The organism is Desulfosarcina sp., assembly GCF_033791525.1.
Lineage (GTDB): Bacteria > Desulfobacterota > Desulfobacteria > Desulfobacterales > Desulfosarcinaceae > Desulfosarcina.
Genome location: NZ_JASJGN010000468.1, coordinates 18,216 through 34,451 on the forward strand (window position 1 = coordinate 18,216; position 16,236 = coordinate 34,451).

Below are 16,236 nucleotides of genomic sequence, written 5' to 3' on the forward strand. Positions count from 1 at the left end.
TTATTGATCCTGCTGTGTTTTTCCAGCAATGGGTTGTGCAAACTGAATTTCCGAATCCCAGGGAAACAGTATCCAGGTGTCCTGGCTCACCTCGGTCATGAAGGTGTCGACCAGGGGTCGGCCGGCCGGTTTGGCATAAACCGTGGCGAAATGAGCCCGGGGAATCATTTCACGAACCAATTTAGCCGTTTTGCCCGTATCCACCAGATCGTCAATCAGCAGCCAGCCGTCGCCGTCACCGGTCGTGGATTTGAGCACCTGAATCTGCCCCTGATTCCGGCCAGCGTAACTTGCAATGCAGACGGTGTCAACCAGCCGGATATCCAGTTCCCGTGCAACGATGGCGGCTGGCACGAGGCCGCCGCGGGTGATGGCGATGATGCCCTGCCAGGGGCCCCGTTCGATCAGGCGCCATGACATCGCCCGGGCGTCCCGGTGCAATTGTTCCCATGAAATGGGGTATGTACGATTATAATCGTTTTTTCGGACGGTGGTCATCGAATTTTCAGGTCGCCCTTTTTTACGAGGTTTCGATCCAGCGGCTTACCCGCCCAGGCGTGGGACATGACCATCAGCAGGTCATCGCGGTCCAATTCCTCGGGATTGCATAAAATGCTACCGTCACCCAGTGCTTTGTCCGCAATGGCTTCAAGGCTTTCCACTGGCACCCGGGCACTGCCGTCCGGACCCGTAATCTCTTTGAAAAACCTGGCGTGGCGGCCGCCGGTTTCCTGGTGGAGGCGCTGGTTCAGTTGTCGTATGGCGGCAACGGTCTGCTGAGCCCGCAGATGGGCCGGTGTCTGCGCATAGACACGTGCGCCTGACAGCGGCAGCAGCAACTGGGCGGTCAAATAACCGTTCTTGTGCATGTTGTACTCCAGGCCATAGGGAAGCAAAATTGCCATGCAGGCGCCGTGGGGTACCCCGCAAACCGCACCCACTGAATGGCCCAGGGTATGGACCATTCCCACCATGGCGTTGGAAAAGGCCACGCCGGCCAAGTTTGATGCCACGGCCAGCGCCAGGCGCCCGTCTGCGTTTTCCGGCTCATTTAGCACGTTTAGCAGATTTTGGCCAATCAATTCAATGGCCAATAGCGCATGGGCATCACTGAGCGGGTTTTTGGCCAGGCAAGTATAGGCCTCTACGGCATGGGTTAGGGCATCCATGGCGGTGGCGGCCGTGATCGCCGGTGGAAGCGTCAGCGTCATGCGCGGATCTAAAACAGCAAGATCCGGCAATAGGAAATAGGATGCAAAGGGCATTTTCAGATTTCGGACGTGGTCGGCGATCACTGCCACCTGGGTCACCTCCGATCCTGTTCCGGCGGTGGTGGGAATGGCCATCAGGGGCTTTAGCGGTCGTGCCAGGATGCCGGCACCGGAAAATTGCATCAGGTCCTCGGTATTCTCAGACACCAAGATATTCACCCCTTTGGCCGTATCCATCACCGACCCACCGCCAACGGCAATGATCGCATCGCAACCGCTTTCGCGGTATACCCCGGCAAGCTGGACGACCACCTTGAGGTCAGAATCCGGCGGCACATCGTCTGTTAGTGCACCCATTTGGATTCCCGGAGTGATGGCCGCGCTGACCGTATCAACCAGACCGGCGGCGACAACCCCTTTATCCGTGATGATCATGGGGCGTTGAGCCCCTAAATCGTTCAGCAATTGGGGTATTTTTTCCAGCGCATGGTGGCCGGCGACGGTCTTAACGGGGCAAAAAAATTCATAGTAGCCCGGGACGTGCATGATCAGCTCCTCTGAAAGCAATTGAAAATAGAAATTTTCAGCCAGGGGCCACCTTCAGTCGTCTATCGCGGTAACGCCGTGCCTTGCACCCTCAAGGATTCGTGCCACATGATCGTCGATGGAACCCCTGGCCAGCCGCGACTGGATCCGTTTAATCTGTTCATCCGTCAGTTCGGCGTCACCGATAGACGTTGGGATTTTCAAGGATAACTCAGCATTTAACGCATCGAAAAACTCCCAGAACAGGGCAATGGTGCGCGGTGTTTTAAGGTCGGCGGCAGTCACGGCGAAAATGTCCGCCCCCACCATGGGATAGAGCAGTTCTCCCACCCGCTCCGGTTGGTTAAACCCAGCCTCCGCCAGCATATGGGGCAGCAGAATGGCCATTAAAAAACCAAGGGGAAGATCGGTCCCTTGCTTCAATCCGGTGGCCAGGACGTGGCAGACGCCGGGAGAGGAACTGAAAAAGGCACAACCAGCAGCCACCTGACCGTTGACTGCCGCACAGAGGTTTTTTTTACGGTCTGTTTTTCGAAGGACGGCGGGCAGGTGATTCACGATCAGGCCGATGGCCGAATGGGCGTATGCGCGGCACATGGGCCCGGCGGTATCATCGAGGAACGCCTCCACGGCATGAACCAGGGCGATCAGTGCCCCATCCACGACATCGCGGTCATTCCTGTCTTCCATCATTGCCGGGTCGATGAAGGCAACGGTGGGAATCAGTCGCGGGGAACATAGGCGCCGAACCCCGTCGCTGGCATAACCGGTCACCTCATCACCGTTACCGCCGGACGTGGCCACCAGCATCAAGGGACGCAGCGGTCCAGGGTCGGCAGCATCACCACCGGAATCATCAGTTCTCCCGTGAAAACCTGTAGAAACCATCAAATTCAGGCATTTTGCCGTGTCCACCACCGAGCCATGACCAAGGACAATGACGCTGTCGCAGCCCCCATCCCGATACATCCGCGCCAGCACGGGCATCAAATCCGGTTGTGGCTGGCCCGGCAGGCGGTCATAGATCCCCAGTGTCAGCCCCGAGGTTCTGAAAGCATCGATTACGGTGCTGACCCGTTTCCTGCCAACCTGGTCGCGACTGGCCAGGATCAGCGGTGCGTTGGCATTGAAGGCTGACAGTTCAGCGGGCAGGTTCGCCAGCGCACGGGTGCCGCAGTTTATTTTCAAGGGACAGGAAAAGGAAAATTCATCCGGCAAACGCATGGATCGCTCCTCCATTGATTAACACCGAACCGCTTTCGCATCGCAATGGAATCAAAGGCCGACCACCGCACGCAGATAAATCAGGGCACGGCCAACATATTTTCGAAAGGGTGGCCATTGGGGGTATCGCCGGACCGCCAGGGAAGCCAGCCGCTTGGGCAAAAGGAAGACCTCCACCATGTCCAGAATGCGAACCACAGTGCAGGCGGCGGGAAGTTCCCCATCCACAATCAGCCGGTCTCTGGCCACCGCTGTGACCGTGGCCTCCTGAAAGGTAAAGAGCAGGATCGCCGCCTCGATGTTTTTAATGGTCAGTTTCAGATCGATATAACGCTGTTTGGGATTGGCGCCTAAGTATCTGACCCTGCCGGCTTTATCCTTGCCCACGAGCATAGCCGGACCGTCCGGTGCAACGGTCAGGGCGAAGGTGAAGCCGTCGGGGATGGCATCGAAGGCCTTGCGCACCTCCCGATCCACACGGGCGGCCGCCTGGATCGCCCGCCCCATAAACCAGAGCATGATCGACAGATATAACCGTTTGACCGGTTTGCCGCCGGGTGACACCATCTGGAAATAGTCCAGCCGTGGGTCGGTTACCATGTCCCATTTGGGTTCAATTCCCAGCCGTTTCAGCGTTTTTTCGGTTGGAATACCGTGGGGGTCATATCCCCGAAGCCGGTAATAGGCATCCAGCATGGGTTGCAGGGGAACCGTCCGCTTTTTGGCATCACACCCGCGTCCTTCAGTGAGAAATCGTCTCGGCAGGGTGTCGTCTTTACGGGATATTCCTTCACCTGTGTTCATGGTGCGCTCCAGCACATGGATACGTGCCCCGGCCTTGAGCATCTGCCATTGGTTCAGCCGAAGACCGGTCACCGACCGCCATAGTTTTGAAAAAATGCTGATGTCCATGAACAGGATGGCAACCGCCGGCAGGTACTGCATGATCAGGCGCAGCAGAAATTTGGGGGTGTACTTGACGATGGGCGGCTCTAATACATAGGCGTAGGAGGTAAACTGGCAGGTGTGCAGAGAGTTGACCGCGGCATTAAGATTTTCAAAAAATGCGACGAATCGTGCCTTGGCGCGCGTGGTGTAGGGATTGAGAAAACCGAAGGCCACTTCCAGGGCAAACGTGGTAGCGGACAGGTGACAGGCGCCCCGATTGGCAACGGCATAGGCCAGCCCCTGCCCCCACGCCCCCCTGGGATCGTAGGCGGGCATTTCCAGTCCCTTGATCTGGATGGCAAAATCCACACCGCCGTAGCGTTTGGACAGCAATCGCGTGCCGTTGGCCATTTCATCGCCGAATCCCCGTCGCCAAGCCATGTCATCCAGGGCCTGAGCAATACCCTCCGCTGCACCAAACTTCAAAGCGGGGGGGATCAATCCCTTTTCACCGGCTTCCATGCACCAGCCCAGGACGGAACCGGCTGAGATCGTATCCATGCCCAACAGGCCGCATCGGTCGCTGAATGCGGTGATGGTGTCCGGTTCAAAGATGCCCAGGTTGGGGCCCAGCAGACCGACGGTTTCGTACTCCGGAATCTGGTGGACGCTGCCGTCGGGCAGGGTGCCCTTGTGCCCACACATGATCGAACAGGGTTTGCAGGTGCTGGGTGTGGCGTGGTAGCGCTGCCGCATGGTCTCGCCCGACACCTGATCAGCCTGGGGATGACTGCCTTCCTGAAAATTTTTCACCGGCAGGATGCCGCCGTCGTTGCACCAGTTGACATGGCTGCTGGTGCCGTAGTTGCGGTAGTCGTCGGCGGTCACCGGATTATTTTCGATATATCCGGCCGCCCTTTTTTTGGCCCGATTGAACAGTTTTTGATTGGCAGGGACGATTTTATAGGCTTTTCCCCGGGCTACGATGGCCTTCAGGTTTTTGGATCCCATCACCGCCCCCAGGCCGCCGCGCCCCAGAAACCGATGGCCGGAGGCCACATTGGCAATCAGGACCTGGTTTTCGCCGGCCGGTCCAATCGCAAGCACACCGGCTTTCCCATCCGGGTTCAGCTGTTTTTGGACCGCTTGGGTATCCAACCCCCAACTGTCGTCACCGTTTACCATGTGAACGTCGTTTTCATCGATATAAATCACGACCGGTGATGGTGCCCTGCCGGAGATCAGCAAGCCGTCATAGCCGGCGGTCTTGAACGCCATCCCGAATGGCCCGCCGCAGGACGAATGCAGCATGATGCCGGTCAGCGGCGATTTGGTAATGGCCGAAAAGCGCCCTGTACATGGTGCGCCGGTGCCCATGAGCACGCCCATCATGAATGCAATGCAGTTCTCCTCACCCAGCGGGTCGATCCCACGATCCATGCGGTCATAGAGTAATTTGAGCCCAAGTCCTTTGCCGCCGAGGAAGCGCCGGCGGTCATCCGCATCCACTTGAAATTCAGCCACCTGGCCGGTCGACAGGTTAATCTGAACAATCCGATTGCTGGTTCCGACGATTGTTTTCATGTAAATGTTCCCAATCAATTAGCGTGAGCGCAACATGCCTGTTGAATTCGCCAAACAGGATGATGAATTCGGATTCGATTCGACACCGTAGATCATTTCAAACTTCCGGACAACTGGTGCGATCAACTTCCCTTTTTATTGAATTCATTGAATTTTGCGGATTAATAAGCGTCGCTGAGAAGGTATTGAAATCGGAGGCCTATTTGCTTGCCGGGACCATGCGGCTGCTCAGCAAAGGGAAAGAATTTTAGCGACCAATTTTTCAATGCCGGCGGCCACGTCCTTGATACCGGGTCCCAGCATATAGGCCGGTGTGGTAACCATTCGGTTTTTCTCATCCACGCAAATATCCGACACGCTGCAAATGGTATGCATGCCACCCATGGATTCGATGGCCGATGCCGTGCCTGCATCGTTGCCAATGGTTACCTGGGGAGATCGTTTGGACAGGGCGCGCGTAAGTGTCGCCGGGGCAATGCATAGGGCGCCGATGGGTTTTGAGCGATCTGCCATTTCATCCAGCAGCCGTTGCACTTGGGAATGGACCTGCGCCTCGGGGCCCTTGACCGCAAAATCGCTGAGATTTTTGGCCGCACCAAACCCGCCGGGAATGATCAGGGCATCCATGTCGGTGGCGCTGACCGAACTGACATCCTGGATCTCGCCCCTGGCGATGCGCGCCGACTCCACCAGCACATTTCTCCGTTCATCAGTTTCCTGCTGGGTCAAGTGGTCAATTACATGCAACTGATCCACATTCGGAGCCATGCACAGAGCCGAAGCCCCTGCTCGATCCAAGAACAGAAGGGTCAACACCGCTTCGTGGATTTCCGAACCGTCAAAAACACCGCAACCGGACAATAACACACCAATTTTTTTAGTCATAGGGATTCCTTTCTCTGCCTGTTAAATTGAAGGCGTGCAATTATGCCAGTACATGCTTGTCCAGAACAAAACAGGTGAACATACCTTGAAAGAGTTCCTCACCATCTTTGGTCACACTCACCGAGACCCAGTATTTCTTGCCCTTAACCTCCTGGACCTTGGCGTGAGCGATCACTGTCTCCCCTACCCGCACTGGTTTGAGAAATTTCACATCCGATGCCCCGAGGACCACATGGGGATGATTCACCGCAATCATGGCTGCATAATCTGCGGCACCGAAGATAAATCCACCGTGGACCAGTCCTTGATCGTCGGCCGTCATTTGCGGCGTGGTCACGAGTTCAACCTGGCTGTTGCCACCTTCCACGGTTAATGGTTTGCCGCACAGAGACTGATCGATATGGCAATGGGTGTCGATTTTCATCTGGACCTCCAGAAGCGTTTCAGGCAGCTGCACTGCCCGGGTCAATGGCAATTGAAACCGTTGAACGATGAGGTGTGGCTTGAAAAGAGGTTTTAATCATAATAAAAAGGGGGTAATGCTGTCAATCATTTGCGAGCGATGATCCCGCTATGATGAAACGAAAGGAGTGGCTTTGAATTCGATTATACAAAAGCGCATCACGGCAATCAGGCAGGGCCTGGCCGATAAGGAATTGGACGCCCTGATGGTATCGGTTCAGGAGAACCGCTATTATTTGAGCGGGTATACCGGTGAGGACACCCAGTTCGATGAATCCGCCGGCGTGCTGATTATATCCGATCGCCGCTTGGTATTGGCCACCGACAGCCGTTATGAACTTCAGGCGCAAGCCGAGGCAGCCGGATTTGACATTGTCTGCTATAAAAACGGGCTTGAAAAAGAACTGCCGGAGATTGCCAAATCGTTGGGCATTCATCGGCTGGGTTTTGAGAGTGTTCGCCTTTCCCATAAAAATCACTCGGCCTACGCCGACGCACTGGGTATGCAAAAACAAGCGGTTGAGCTGGTTCCCACGCAAAACATGGTGGAAGCACTTCGCCAAATCAAATCTGAAGACGAAATCCAACGAATCACCAATGCCCTGCGGATTGCTGAAAAGGCCTTCTCTCGAGTTATGGATACCATCCGGCCGGGTATGACGGAAAGGCAGGCGGCCTGGGCCATGGAAAAGGCCATGCGCGAAAACGGCGCACAGGGGTTGTCGTTTCCCGTTATCGTGGCTTCGGGCCCTAACAGCGCCCTGCCCCACGCCGTACCCACGGACCGCAAGATGGGCCGGGGGGAGCCCATTCTCTTCGACTGGGGCGCCCGGTTGAACGAATACTGCTCGGATACCACCCGAACGGTGGTGATGGGTGAACCGGATGACCGCTTCCAACAGGTGTTCGACACGGTTGTTATGGCCCGGGACATGGCCACTGCCGCCATCAAGTCAGGCGCCAGCGGCATCCAGGTGGACAAGATAGCCCGGGACCATATCGATCAAAACGGCTATGCGGGCCAATTCGGCCACAGCCTGGGTCACGGCACCGGCCTGGCGGTTCATGAGAGCCCCCGGTTGAGTCCAACCAAAGACGACCGGTTGGAAGCGGGTATGGTCGTTACCGTGGAGCCGGGCGTTTATCTGCCGGGATGGGGGGGAATCCGCATGGAAAACCAGGTCGTGGTACGCCAGGACTGCGCCCAGGTGCTTAACGATGCCACCCCATTTGATCCCCGGGTAAGGGTGTAGACCATGGACTGCACCACCGATTACATACAGCGCATGGATCAGTACCAGACCTTTCTGGTGATCGAAAAAGGCCTGAGCGAAAAGACCATCGCTGCCTACAGCGCGGATCTGATGCGATTCGGCATGTTCCTGGAAAAGAAAAAAGCGACCGCCGTCTCCAGTATCGACACGGGACTGATCCTGACCTATCTGATCGACCTGAGAAACCGGGGATTAAGCGCCAGGTCCCGTGCCCGTCACCTGGTCAGCCTGCGAGGCTTTTTCAAATTCCTGACCGCTGAAAAGATCATCCTAAAAAATCCGGCGCAGCAGGTCGACCTGCCCAAAATCGGATTGCGGCTGCCCGACGTATTGACCGTAAGCGATGTACAAGCGCTGATCGATGCCCCGGATCGGAGCCAACCTGAAGGCTTGCGGGACGCCGCCATGCTGGAACTGCTTTACGGAGCCGGGTTGCGGGTATCGGAACTGATCCGATTGGCAATGACCGGCATCAATCTGGAGGCGGGATTTGTCAGGGTTTTCGGAAAAGGAGCCAAAGAGCGGGTGGTTCCCGTCGGCCGAATGGCCCTTGGCGCCATCCAAGCGTATTTAGACCGTTCGCGGCCACTGCTGTTGAAAAACCGTTCCAGCGCGGATCTGTTTGTTACCCGGCGGGGAAGCGCCATGACCCGGCAAAGTTTCTGGAACCTGGTCGGTCGCTATGGCCGCCTGGCAAAATTAAAAAAAAAGATCACCCCTCACAGCTTAAGACACTCTTTCGCCACGCATTTGCTCGAAGGGGGTGCCGACCTTCGTGCCGTGCAGATGATGCTGGGCCACGCCGACATCTCGACCACCCAGATCTATACCCATGTCGCCCACCGGCAGTTGGTTGAGGCCCACAAAAAATACCACCCCAGAGGGTAGGTCGATCATGAAACCCGATCATGTAATGCGCCTGAAGGCCTGGTTCGAGTCTTACACCCAGTCATTCATGACAGGTAAAACGCCAATAGACAGTCCATTGGAATTGAAAATCGAGCATACGGCAAGGGTCTGCGACAACATCTGCCAGTTGGGCCGTTCCGTCGATCTGACCGACGGCCAAATGTGCGTGGCCGAGACCATCGGCCTGTTTCACGACCTGGGGCGTTTTGAGCAGTATCGCCGCTACCGGACCTTCAACGACCGACAATCGGCCAACCATGCATCCTTGAGCATCGATGTCATAAATCAAACCGGCGTCTTGGATAGGCTTACGGACGATGAGAAAACCATAATCATCGACGCCATCCGCTTTCACAACGCCCCGGGGCTGCCGGCAAACAAACCATCTGCATCAATGCTTTTTATGCGATTGATCCGTGATGCGGACAAACTGGACATCTGGAAGGTATTTGCCGATTACTACCGGCATCACCGACTCCCCGAACCCGCCATCGTCCAGCACCTGCCCGACCTGCCGACATGGGAAGAGAGCATCGTCAACGCCATCGCCGAAAACCGCATGGCCAGATTTAAGGACATGAAAAGCCTGAATGATTTCAAACTGCTCCAGCTCAGCTGGGTATTCGATCTGTATTTTCCCGAAACCCTTGCCCAAGCCAAAAAAAGAGGCGATCTGGCCGTCATTGCCCGTTCACTGCCTGACCACGGCATCTTGCACCATGCCATTGGCATCATCTCGGATCGGCTGGACGAAGCGGTAAGGTCAAGACCGGACTCAGGCGACGGTGTTTCCAAGATTGCCATCTCCAGGTGAAACCGGGGGATAATTCCTGATTTCGATCGGGTTGACAGATAACAACGGCTTGGATAAGGGAACATGCGTTGATAAATTTATTCGGAAACAAATCCAGCCCATTGACGGCGGTCCACCAACAGGGAGCGGTAGCTTGACCCACACGGAGATGACATTGAACCCCCACGGGTTCTGGAAACCCGGCCAGCAGTTGCCAAGAACCGGAAAGAAGGCATTTAGCGAAGCCCTGCGCAATCTTTGGCAACCTTTTTATGTGGTGGACGTGAACGGCCAGACGGGTGTGGCGCAGGATGGAATGGCCACTCTCGGAACGAACGAGCAACCGCCATCCAACGGCTACCCGCTGTTGGGATGGTCACCGTCTCTTGACTTGGCGTCGATCGGGGACCCTGGCTTCAAATCGGATCATGGATTAACATTCGCCTACATCTGCGGGGCCATGGCAAACGGTATCACCTCCACGGCCATGGTCGAAGCTGCCGGCCGGGCCGGCATGATCGGCTTTTTCGGAGCCGGCGGGCTGCCCATCGAACAGATTGAATCGGCCATCGACGCCCTTCAAAAAAACCTCGGGTCAATTCCCTACGGCTTCAACCTGATCCACAGCCCCAACGATATGGCTCTGGAACAAAAAACCGTTGACCTCTACCTGGCCAAGGAGATCCGGCTGGTTTCGGCATCCGCATATCTGGATCTGACGATGCCCCTGGTTGAATACCGCATCCACGGCATTCACAGAAACAATCAGGGAAAGATCGTCTGTCCCAATCGGATCATCGCCAAGGTGTCCCGCGAAGAGGTCGCCCGCAAATTCTTTGCCCCACCGGCGGAAAAGCACCTTCGACACCTGAAGGAACTGGGAAAAATCACCGACGAACAAGCAGAATTGGCCCATCAGATACCCATGGCACAGGACCTGACCGCAGAGGCCGACTCGGGCGGTCACACCGACAACCGCCCGGCCCTGTGCCTGTTTCCCACCATGGTGGTCCTTCGCGACGAGATGGCCAGGCAGCACGACTACGGCATCCCCTTGCGGGTTGGGCTTGCCGGTGGCATCGCTACCCCAGAATCAGCCGCGGCCGCCTTTGCCATGGGGGCGGCCTACATCCTCACCGGTTCCGTCAATCAATCCTGTGTGGAGGCCGACACCTCCTTGTTGGTGAAAAAGATGCTGGCCGAGGCGCGTCAGGCGGATGTCATCATGGCACCGGCAGCTGACATGTTCGAGTTGGGTGTCAAGGTTCAGGTGCTCAAGCGCGGCACCATGTTCTCCATGCGTGGTTCCAAGCTCTACGATATTTATCGGACCTACGACCGGTTCGAAGACGTACCGGAAGACCAGCGAAAACTGGTTGAAGAAACCTTCCTGAAAAACACGTTCGAAGCGGAGTGGGAGACTACACGGGCCTTTTTCAGTCAGCGGGACCCGGCCCAGGTGGACCGGGTGCAAAAGGATCCTAAACACAAAATGGCTCTGGTATTTCGATCGTACCTGGGAAAGGCGTCGCTGTGGGCAAAAAGCGGTGTTCCGGAACGGGCCATCGACTATCAGATCTGGTGCGGCCCGGCCATGGGGGCCTTCAACGAGTGGATCAAAGGATCATTTCTGGAACCGCCGCCAAACCGCAAGACGGTGACCGTCGCCCTGAATCTCCTATACGGCGCCGCCGTTATCTCGCGACTGAATGGCTTAAAAAACCAGGGGATCGATCTGCCGGTAGCGCCGGGTATGGTTTCCCCCATCACCGACGCGCAGATATCATCCTTTTCCCGGCGTGACTTCACTGGGGGTGATGGTAAAGTTTTTTAACCAACGCAGCGAACAGCGGTGAAAAATTGATCATGCGGACATGCGGATCCTGAAGAAAAAAACAACCGTCAGTTAAATCGATCCGGATGATGGTCTCTTCAACTGTTTCCTTGATTTTAGGACCGGTCACCGAATCATTCGATTGCGTGCCAACGGTTTTTCGGATGAGATAGCAAAAACCTGATCCTTTTTTGGCACCAGTTGCCCTGACCGGACAAAAATAGATGCGATATCCATTTGATTGACCATTTATTTCCGTTGCTGCCCCGTTTGCGCCATTTAGATCCAAAAACCCATTTTTTTTCATCCACGGCGACAGATCATCGAGCACCTGCTGGCTGTCCGGCAGGGACAGTTTCAGGTGGGACAGCAGATGACCGCCCAGATAAACCTTGAACAAATCTTTGAAGGTATACTGCCTCGCGTAGCCCGATTGCATTCCTCCCAGCGGGTCCGGTGGTAGAAATGATCTTGACCAGCGTTTCCAGCGGGCGAGATTGATCTCAAGTTTTTCCGATATCTCCCGATTGGTATAATAAAGAATCATAAGCGTTTAGCCTGGATAGTTGTTATACCTACCTAACAAGTCATCGGTCTTGTGTCAATCCCTTGTATTTTATGTTTCAATGAATTATGTTTAGCGTCTCTATTTTCAGGCAGATGCACGGCCGCGGTATGCGCAATACCTCTTGCGCACACGGCCCATCGACTTAACCAGCAGCAATTGGTTCCCAAACACATAAAATGACAACGAATATAGTTCAGCAGCCGGTTGCCATCATTGGCATGGGTGGCATGTTTGCCAAATCGAGAAATATGAAGGAGTACTGGCGAACCCTGCTCAACGGCATAGACTGCATTTCCGAACCGCCCACGACCCATGGCCAGTTGAACGACTACTTGGATGCGGATCCTAAAAAACCGGACCATATTTACTGCAATCGCGGCGGATTTCTTCCGACGGTACCCTTTGATCCCACCGAATTCGGCATTCCGCCGGCAGCCCTTGAGGCCACGGATACCTCCCAGCTGTTGGGTTTGGTGGCCGCCAAAATGGCCCTGACGGATGCCGGATACGGAGATGGTCGTGAATTCGACCGTGAGCATACTTCTGTAATCCTGGGCGTTACCGGCACCCAGGAGTTGGTCATTTCCCTGGGATCACGTCTCGGGCACCCTTCATGGCGTAAAGCGCTCGAGGACAAGGGGCTCAGCGACCAGCAGAAATCATCCATCATTGCGGACATTTCCAACAGCTACGTGTCCTGGCAAGAGAACTCCTTTCCGGGTCTGCTTGGCAATGTGGTGGCCGGCCGGATCTGCAACCGGCTGAATCTTGGCGGCACCAACTGCGTCGTGGATGCAGCCTGTGCCAGCAGCCTGGGTGCCGTTCATTTAGCAATCATGGAACTGGCTGCCGGTAAAAGCAACATGGCGGTCACCGGTGGCGTGGATACCATCAACGACATATTCATGCACATGTGCTTTTCTAAGACCGGCGTCCTTTCTCACACCGGCGACGCGCGCCCCTTTTCCTCAGATGCCGACGGCACGGTTCTGGGTGAAGGTATCGGCATCCTGGTGTTGAAGCGCCTCGAGGATGCCGAGCGCGACGCAGATCGGATCTATGCAGTGATCCGGGGCATCGGGTCTTCCAGCGACGGAAAGTCGCAGAGCATCTACGCACCGCGACCCGACGGTCAGGCCCGGGCGCTGGTCGGGGCCTATCGGAATGCGGGCATTCCACCCGAAACGGTGGGATTGGTAGAAGCCCACGGCACCGGTACCCGGGTGGGTGACGAGATGGAATTCACCGCCCTGAAAAAAGTTTTCGGTGCCATCAACCCCAACGGCAATCGCTGCGCACTGGGGTCGGTAAAGTCAATGATCGGTCACACCAAAGCGGCGGCCGGCGCTGCCGGGCTCATTAAATCGGCGCTTTCTCTCTACAACAAGGTTCTCCCGCCCACACTCAAGGCGGACCAACCCGACCCGAAACTGGGAATCGAATCCAGTCCCTTTTACCTCAACACCGCCCCGCGACCCTGGTTTAGCGCAAATGGCACCCCGCGGCGCGGTGGTGTCAGCTCTTTTGGTTTCGGCGGCAGCAATTTTCATGTGGTTCTCGAAGAGTATCAGCCTGACAAAAAAGAGATCGCCTGGGATGGTTCGGTGGAAATCCTGGCCTTCTCGGGTCCTGATGCAGCGGCAATCATCAACAGCCTTCAACAGTTCGATGAACGTCTTCTTGAAGAACCCTTCGATGCCACGGTGCTGTCCCGGACGGCAAAGACGCTGCGAACGACTTTTTCGGGCGGCCATCCACAACGGTTGGTCATGGTAGTGGATGGTTCTCCTTCAGGCAACGGCCTGAAAGACCGACTGCAAAAGGCCATCGACGTTGTCACTGCAGGCAAACCCGCTGCCTCGGCCATTCAGGGTATCTATTTCGATCCGGCGCCACAGGCCGCCGGAAAAATCGCCTTCATGTTTCCCGGCCAGGGAAGCCAATATCCCCATATGGGAAGGGATCTCGTCTGCGCCTTTCCCGGTGCCATGGAAGCCATCCAAGCCGCCGGTCACCAACTTGATCAGGAACCGCCGCTGGGGGAGATCCTGTTTCCGCGCCCTGCCCTTTCCGACGACCAGCAGCAGCGGCAGGCGGATGCCCTTCGCCGGACCGATGTGGCCCAGCCGGCCATCGGAGCGGTGAGTCTGGCCATGCTTTCGACGCTGGCGTACTTTAATGTGCAGCCGGATGCGACCTGCGGTCACAGCTACGGGGAACTGCCCGCCCTCTATGCCGCCGGTTGGATCAACCGGGAAACCCTGTTAACCTTAAGCGTCACGCGCGGACGACTGATGGCCGATGCCAGCAAGGACGGCGATGCCGGGACCATGCTGGCGGTAAACGCACCGATGGACCGTTTGAAGGCATTGGCCGATCAAATACCCGGCGTGGTGCTGGCCAACCTCAACAGCCCCGACCAGGGCGTGCTTTCAGGGACTACCGAAGCCATTGAACGGGCCAAGGCAAGGTGTGCCGAAAAAAGTTACCGCACGATCTGCCTGCCGGTTTCAGCCGCCTTTCACAGCCCGCTGGTGGAAAGGGCCCAAAAGCCATTTTTCATGGCCGCCGAAAAGGCGGCATTCACCCCCACCCTTACGCCGGTTTATGCCAATGTAACGGCGGCACCCTACCCGGCCGACCCTTCACAGTGTGCAGATTTGCTTGGCCGACAATTGACTTCATCGGTCCGGTTTCAAGAAACGGTCGAACACCTCTACGAAGCCGGCGTGCGCACATTCGTCGAGGTGGGGCCCAAAACGGTGCTTTCCGGACTGGTCCGAGCCACACTCAAAGACCGGGATGTGACGGTGATTGCCCTTGACCGGTCCTCCGGAAAAACTTCAGGCATCATGGATCTGGCCCACGCCATCGGCCACCTGGCTGCCCTTGGCGCGGACCTCGACCTGAACCGGTGGGAGACCGAAGCCCCGGCCGCCCGGCCGCAGAAAATGACCATCCCGCTATCCGGAACCAACTACCGTGCACCCCGTAAAACGAGCGCGACACCGATAACAGACAGACCGGTCCAGTCTCCCCTTCCCCGAACGGAAAGCGGACCGGCCCCGTCACTAAACCGAACCGTGGCCAATACGCCTACCTCCATGGATACCCGCAAGCCAATGAATGCAGCTGTAGCGACAAGCCCGATCGAAAAGCAGGTTGTCCAAGACCGGAAATTAGATCCGTCAGTGGGTGCCAACATGAACGAGGCGCTGGCCATTGTCCAGAAAGGACTGGAATCGATCCAATCCCTTCAGCAACAGACGGCGCAGGCGCATCAGAAGTTTCTGGATACGCAGGCACAGGCCAGCCGCACCCTCCAGGAAATGATCAAAAGCACCCGGATGTTCTTGGGACCTGGCTTGGAAATGCCCATGCCGGCTGCTGCAGAAATTAAAGCGCCCCTCGCTCATCCGGAACCGATTTCGCCACAACCGTCGACAATGGGAAGCCTCCCTGCGTCGGCCGCATCGATTGTAGCGGCTGTCGATCCGGCAGTTACTTATACAACCACTGAGCCATATTATTCACCAGCGGCCACACAACCATCGACGACAGCATCGCCAAATGCAATGCCGACCAATGACGCTGAAGCGATATCCAGGGCAATGATCGACATCGTTTCCGAACTGACCGGCTATCCTGCCGACATGCTGGGGCTGGACATGGACATCGAGGCGGACCTGGGCATCGACTCCATCAAGCGGGTGGAGATTCTTTCCGCAATGGAAGAACGCATGCCCCACCTGCCCCAGGTCACACCGGACATGCTGGGCACCCTGAAGACCCTTGGCCAGATCAGTGATTTTCTTTCCACCGAAGACCCTTCTGCAGCCATTGCCGCTTCCCCAACGGCGATTGCCGATAATCCGGCAACCGAAGATTCACAATTGGTTCAAAAGACAATGCTTTCTATTGTTTCCGAACTGACCGGCTATCCTGCCGACATGCTGGGGCTGGACATGGACATCGAGGCGGATTTGGGCATCGACTCCATCAAGCGGGTGGAGATTCTTTCCGCAATGGAAGAACGCATGCCCCACCTGCCCCAGGTC

At 56.4% G+C, this 16,236-nt stretch carries 12 protein-coding genes; 5 read left to right on the top strand and 7 right to left on the bottom strand.

Annotation, left to right across the window (positions count from 1 at the left end; translation table 11 throughout):
- The 6 genes from gpt to QNK41_RS22110 all read right to left on the bottom strand — a co-directional run bounded on the left by gpt (position 1) and on the right by QNK41_RS22110 (position 6,762).
- Positions 1 to 498: a xanthine phosphoribosyltransferase gene (gene gpt, locus QNK41_RS22085; protein WP_319261773.1), complete on the bottom strand. Its 498-nt coding sequence runs from the start codon at positions 496 to 498 to the stop codon at positions 1 to 3.
- Complete coding sequence (locus tag QNK41_RS22090) at positions 495 to 1,757, bottom strand: iron-containing alcohol dehydrogenase (protein WP_319261775.1); 1,263 nt, start codon at positions 1,755 to 1,757, stop codon at positions 495 to 497. Before QNK41_RS22090 ends, gpt begins: the two co-directional genes overlap by 4 nt.
- A gap of 54 nt (positions 1,758 to 1,811) precedes the next feature.
- Positions 1,812 to 2,981, bottom strand: a complete 1,170-nt coding sequence (locus QNK41_RS22095) for an iron-containing alcohol dehydrogenase (RefSeq protein ID WP_319261777.1) — start codon at positions 2,979 to 2,981, stop codon at positions 1,812 to 1,814.
- A 51-nt stretch (positions 2,982 to 3,032) separates the two neighbouring features.
- Entirely contained in the window at positions 3,033 to 5,453 is a 2,421-nt protein-coding gene (locus tag QNK41_RS22100; protein ID WP_319261780.1) for an aldehyde ferredoxin oxidoreductase family protein, read from the bottom strand.
- Positions 5,454 to 5,681: 228 nt separating this feature from the next.
- Positions 5,682 to 6,338, bottom strand: coding sequence for an isoprenoid biosynthesis glyoxalase ElbB (elbB, locus tag QNK41_RS22105; protein WP_319261782.1), 657 nt, complete (start codon positions 6,336 to 6,338; stop codon positions 5,682 to 5,684).
- 40 nt (positions 6,339 to 6,378) lie between these two features.
- The gene (locus QNK41_RS22110) at positions 6,379 to 6,762 is read right to left on the bottom strand and encodes a thioesterase, FlK family (RefSeq protein ID WP_319261784.1); all 384 of its coding nucleotides are present in this window, start codon (positions 6,760 to 6,762) and stop codon (positions 6,379 to 6,381) included.
- 172 nt (positions 6,763 to 6,934) lie between these two features.
- Here QNK41_RS22110 and QNK41_RS22115 point away from each other — a divergent pair, with 172 nt between their 5' ends.
- From QNK41_RS22115 to QNK41_RS22130, 4 genes are all read left to right on the top strand, one after another.
- Positions 6,935 to 8,053: a Xaa-Pro peptidase family protein gene (locus tag QNK41_RS22115; RefSeq protein WP_319261786.1), complete on the top strand. Its 1,119-nt coding sequence runs from the start codon at positions 6,935 to 6,937 to the stop codon at positions 8,051 to 8,053.
- A gap of 3 nt (positions 8,054 to 8,056) precedes the next feature.
- On the top strand, positions 8,057 to 8,962 hold the full coding sequence (gene xerD / locus QNK41_RS22120; protein WP_319261788.1) for a site-specific tyrosine recombinase XerD: 906 nt from the start codon (positions 8,057 to 8,059) through the stop codon (positions 8,960 to 8,962).
- A gap of 7 nt (positions 8,963 to 8,969) precedes the next feature.
- Positions 8,970 to 9,797, top strand: a complete 828-nt coding sequence (locus QNK41_RS22125) for an HD domain-containing protein (RefSeq protein ID WP_319261790.1) — start codon at positions 8,970 to 8,972, stop codon at positions 9,795 to 9,797.
- 133 nt (positions 9,798 to 9,930) lie between these two features.
- A complete protein-coding gene (locus QNK41_RS22130; RefSeq protein WP_319261792.1) occupies positions 9,931 to 11,610 on the top strand; it encodes a PfaD family polyunsaturated fatty acid/polyketide biosynthesis protein in 1,680 nt (559 codons plus the stop codon).
- On the opposite strand, the gene QNK41_RS22135 is transcribed toward QNK41_RS22130, so the two are convergent.
- Positions 11,582 to 12,157 (bottom strand): hypothetical protein, encoded by a 576-nt coding sequence (locus tag QNK41_RS22135; protein ID WP_319261794.1) that lies wholly within the window; start codon positions 12,155 to 12,157, stop codon positions 11,582 to 11,584. The two genes, QNK41_RS22130 and QNK41_RS22135, sit on opposite strands and share 29 nt — an antisense overlap.
- A gap of 197 nt (positions 12,158 to 12,354) precedes the next feature.
- Between QNK41_RS22135 and QNK41_RS22140 the strand changes: the two genes are divergently transcribed.
- A partial coding sequence (locus QNK41_RS22140) for a beta-ketoacyl synthase N-terminal-like domain-containing protein (RefSeq protein ID WP_319261796.1) occupies positions 12,355 to 16,236 on the top strand: 3,882 nt, incomplete at its 3' end.

Coding starts and splice junctions, on each gene's coding strand:
- QNK41_RS22125 (WP_319261790.1), top strand. CDS start 8,970: ATGAAACCCGATCATGTAATGCGCCTGAAGGCCTGGTTCGAGTCTTAC.
- QNK41_RS22095 (WP_319261777.1), bottom strand. CDS start 2,981: ATGCGTTTGCCGGATGAATTTTCCTTTTCCTGTCCCTTGAAAATAAAC.
- elbB (WP_319261782.1), bottom strand. CDS start 6,338: ATGACTAAAAAAATTGGTGTGTTATTGTCCGGTTGCGGTGTTTTTGAC.
- QNK41_RS22090 (WP_319261775.1), bottom strand. CDS start 1,757: ATGCACGTCCCGGGCTACTATGAATTTTTTTGCCCCGTTAAGACCGTC.
- gpt (WP_319261773.1), bottom strand. CDS start 498: ATGACCACCGTCCGAAAAAACGATTATAATCGTACATACCCCATTTCA.
- QNK41_RS22100 (WP_319261780.1), bottom strand. CDS start 5,453: ATGAAAACAATCGTCGGAACCAGCAATCGGATTGTTCAGATTAACCTG.
- QNK41_RS22110 (WP_319261784.1), bottom strand. CDS start 6,762: ATGAAAATCGACACCCATTGCCATATCGATCAGTCTCTGTGCGGCAAA.
- QNK41_RS22135 (WP_319261794.1), bottom strand. CDS start 12,157: ATGATTCTTTATTATACCAATCGGGAGATATCGGAAAAACTTGAGATC.
- xerD (WP_319261788.1), top strand. CDS start 8,057: ATGGACTGCACCACCGATTACATACAGCGCATGGATCAGTACCAGACC.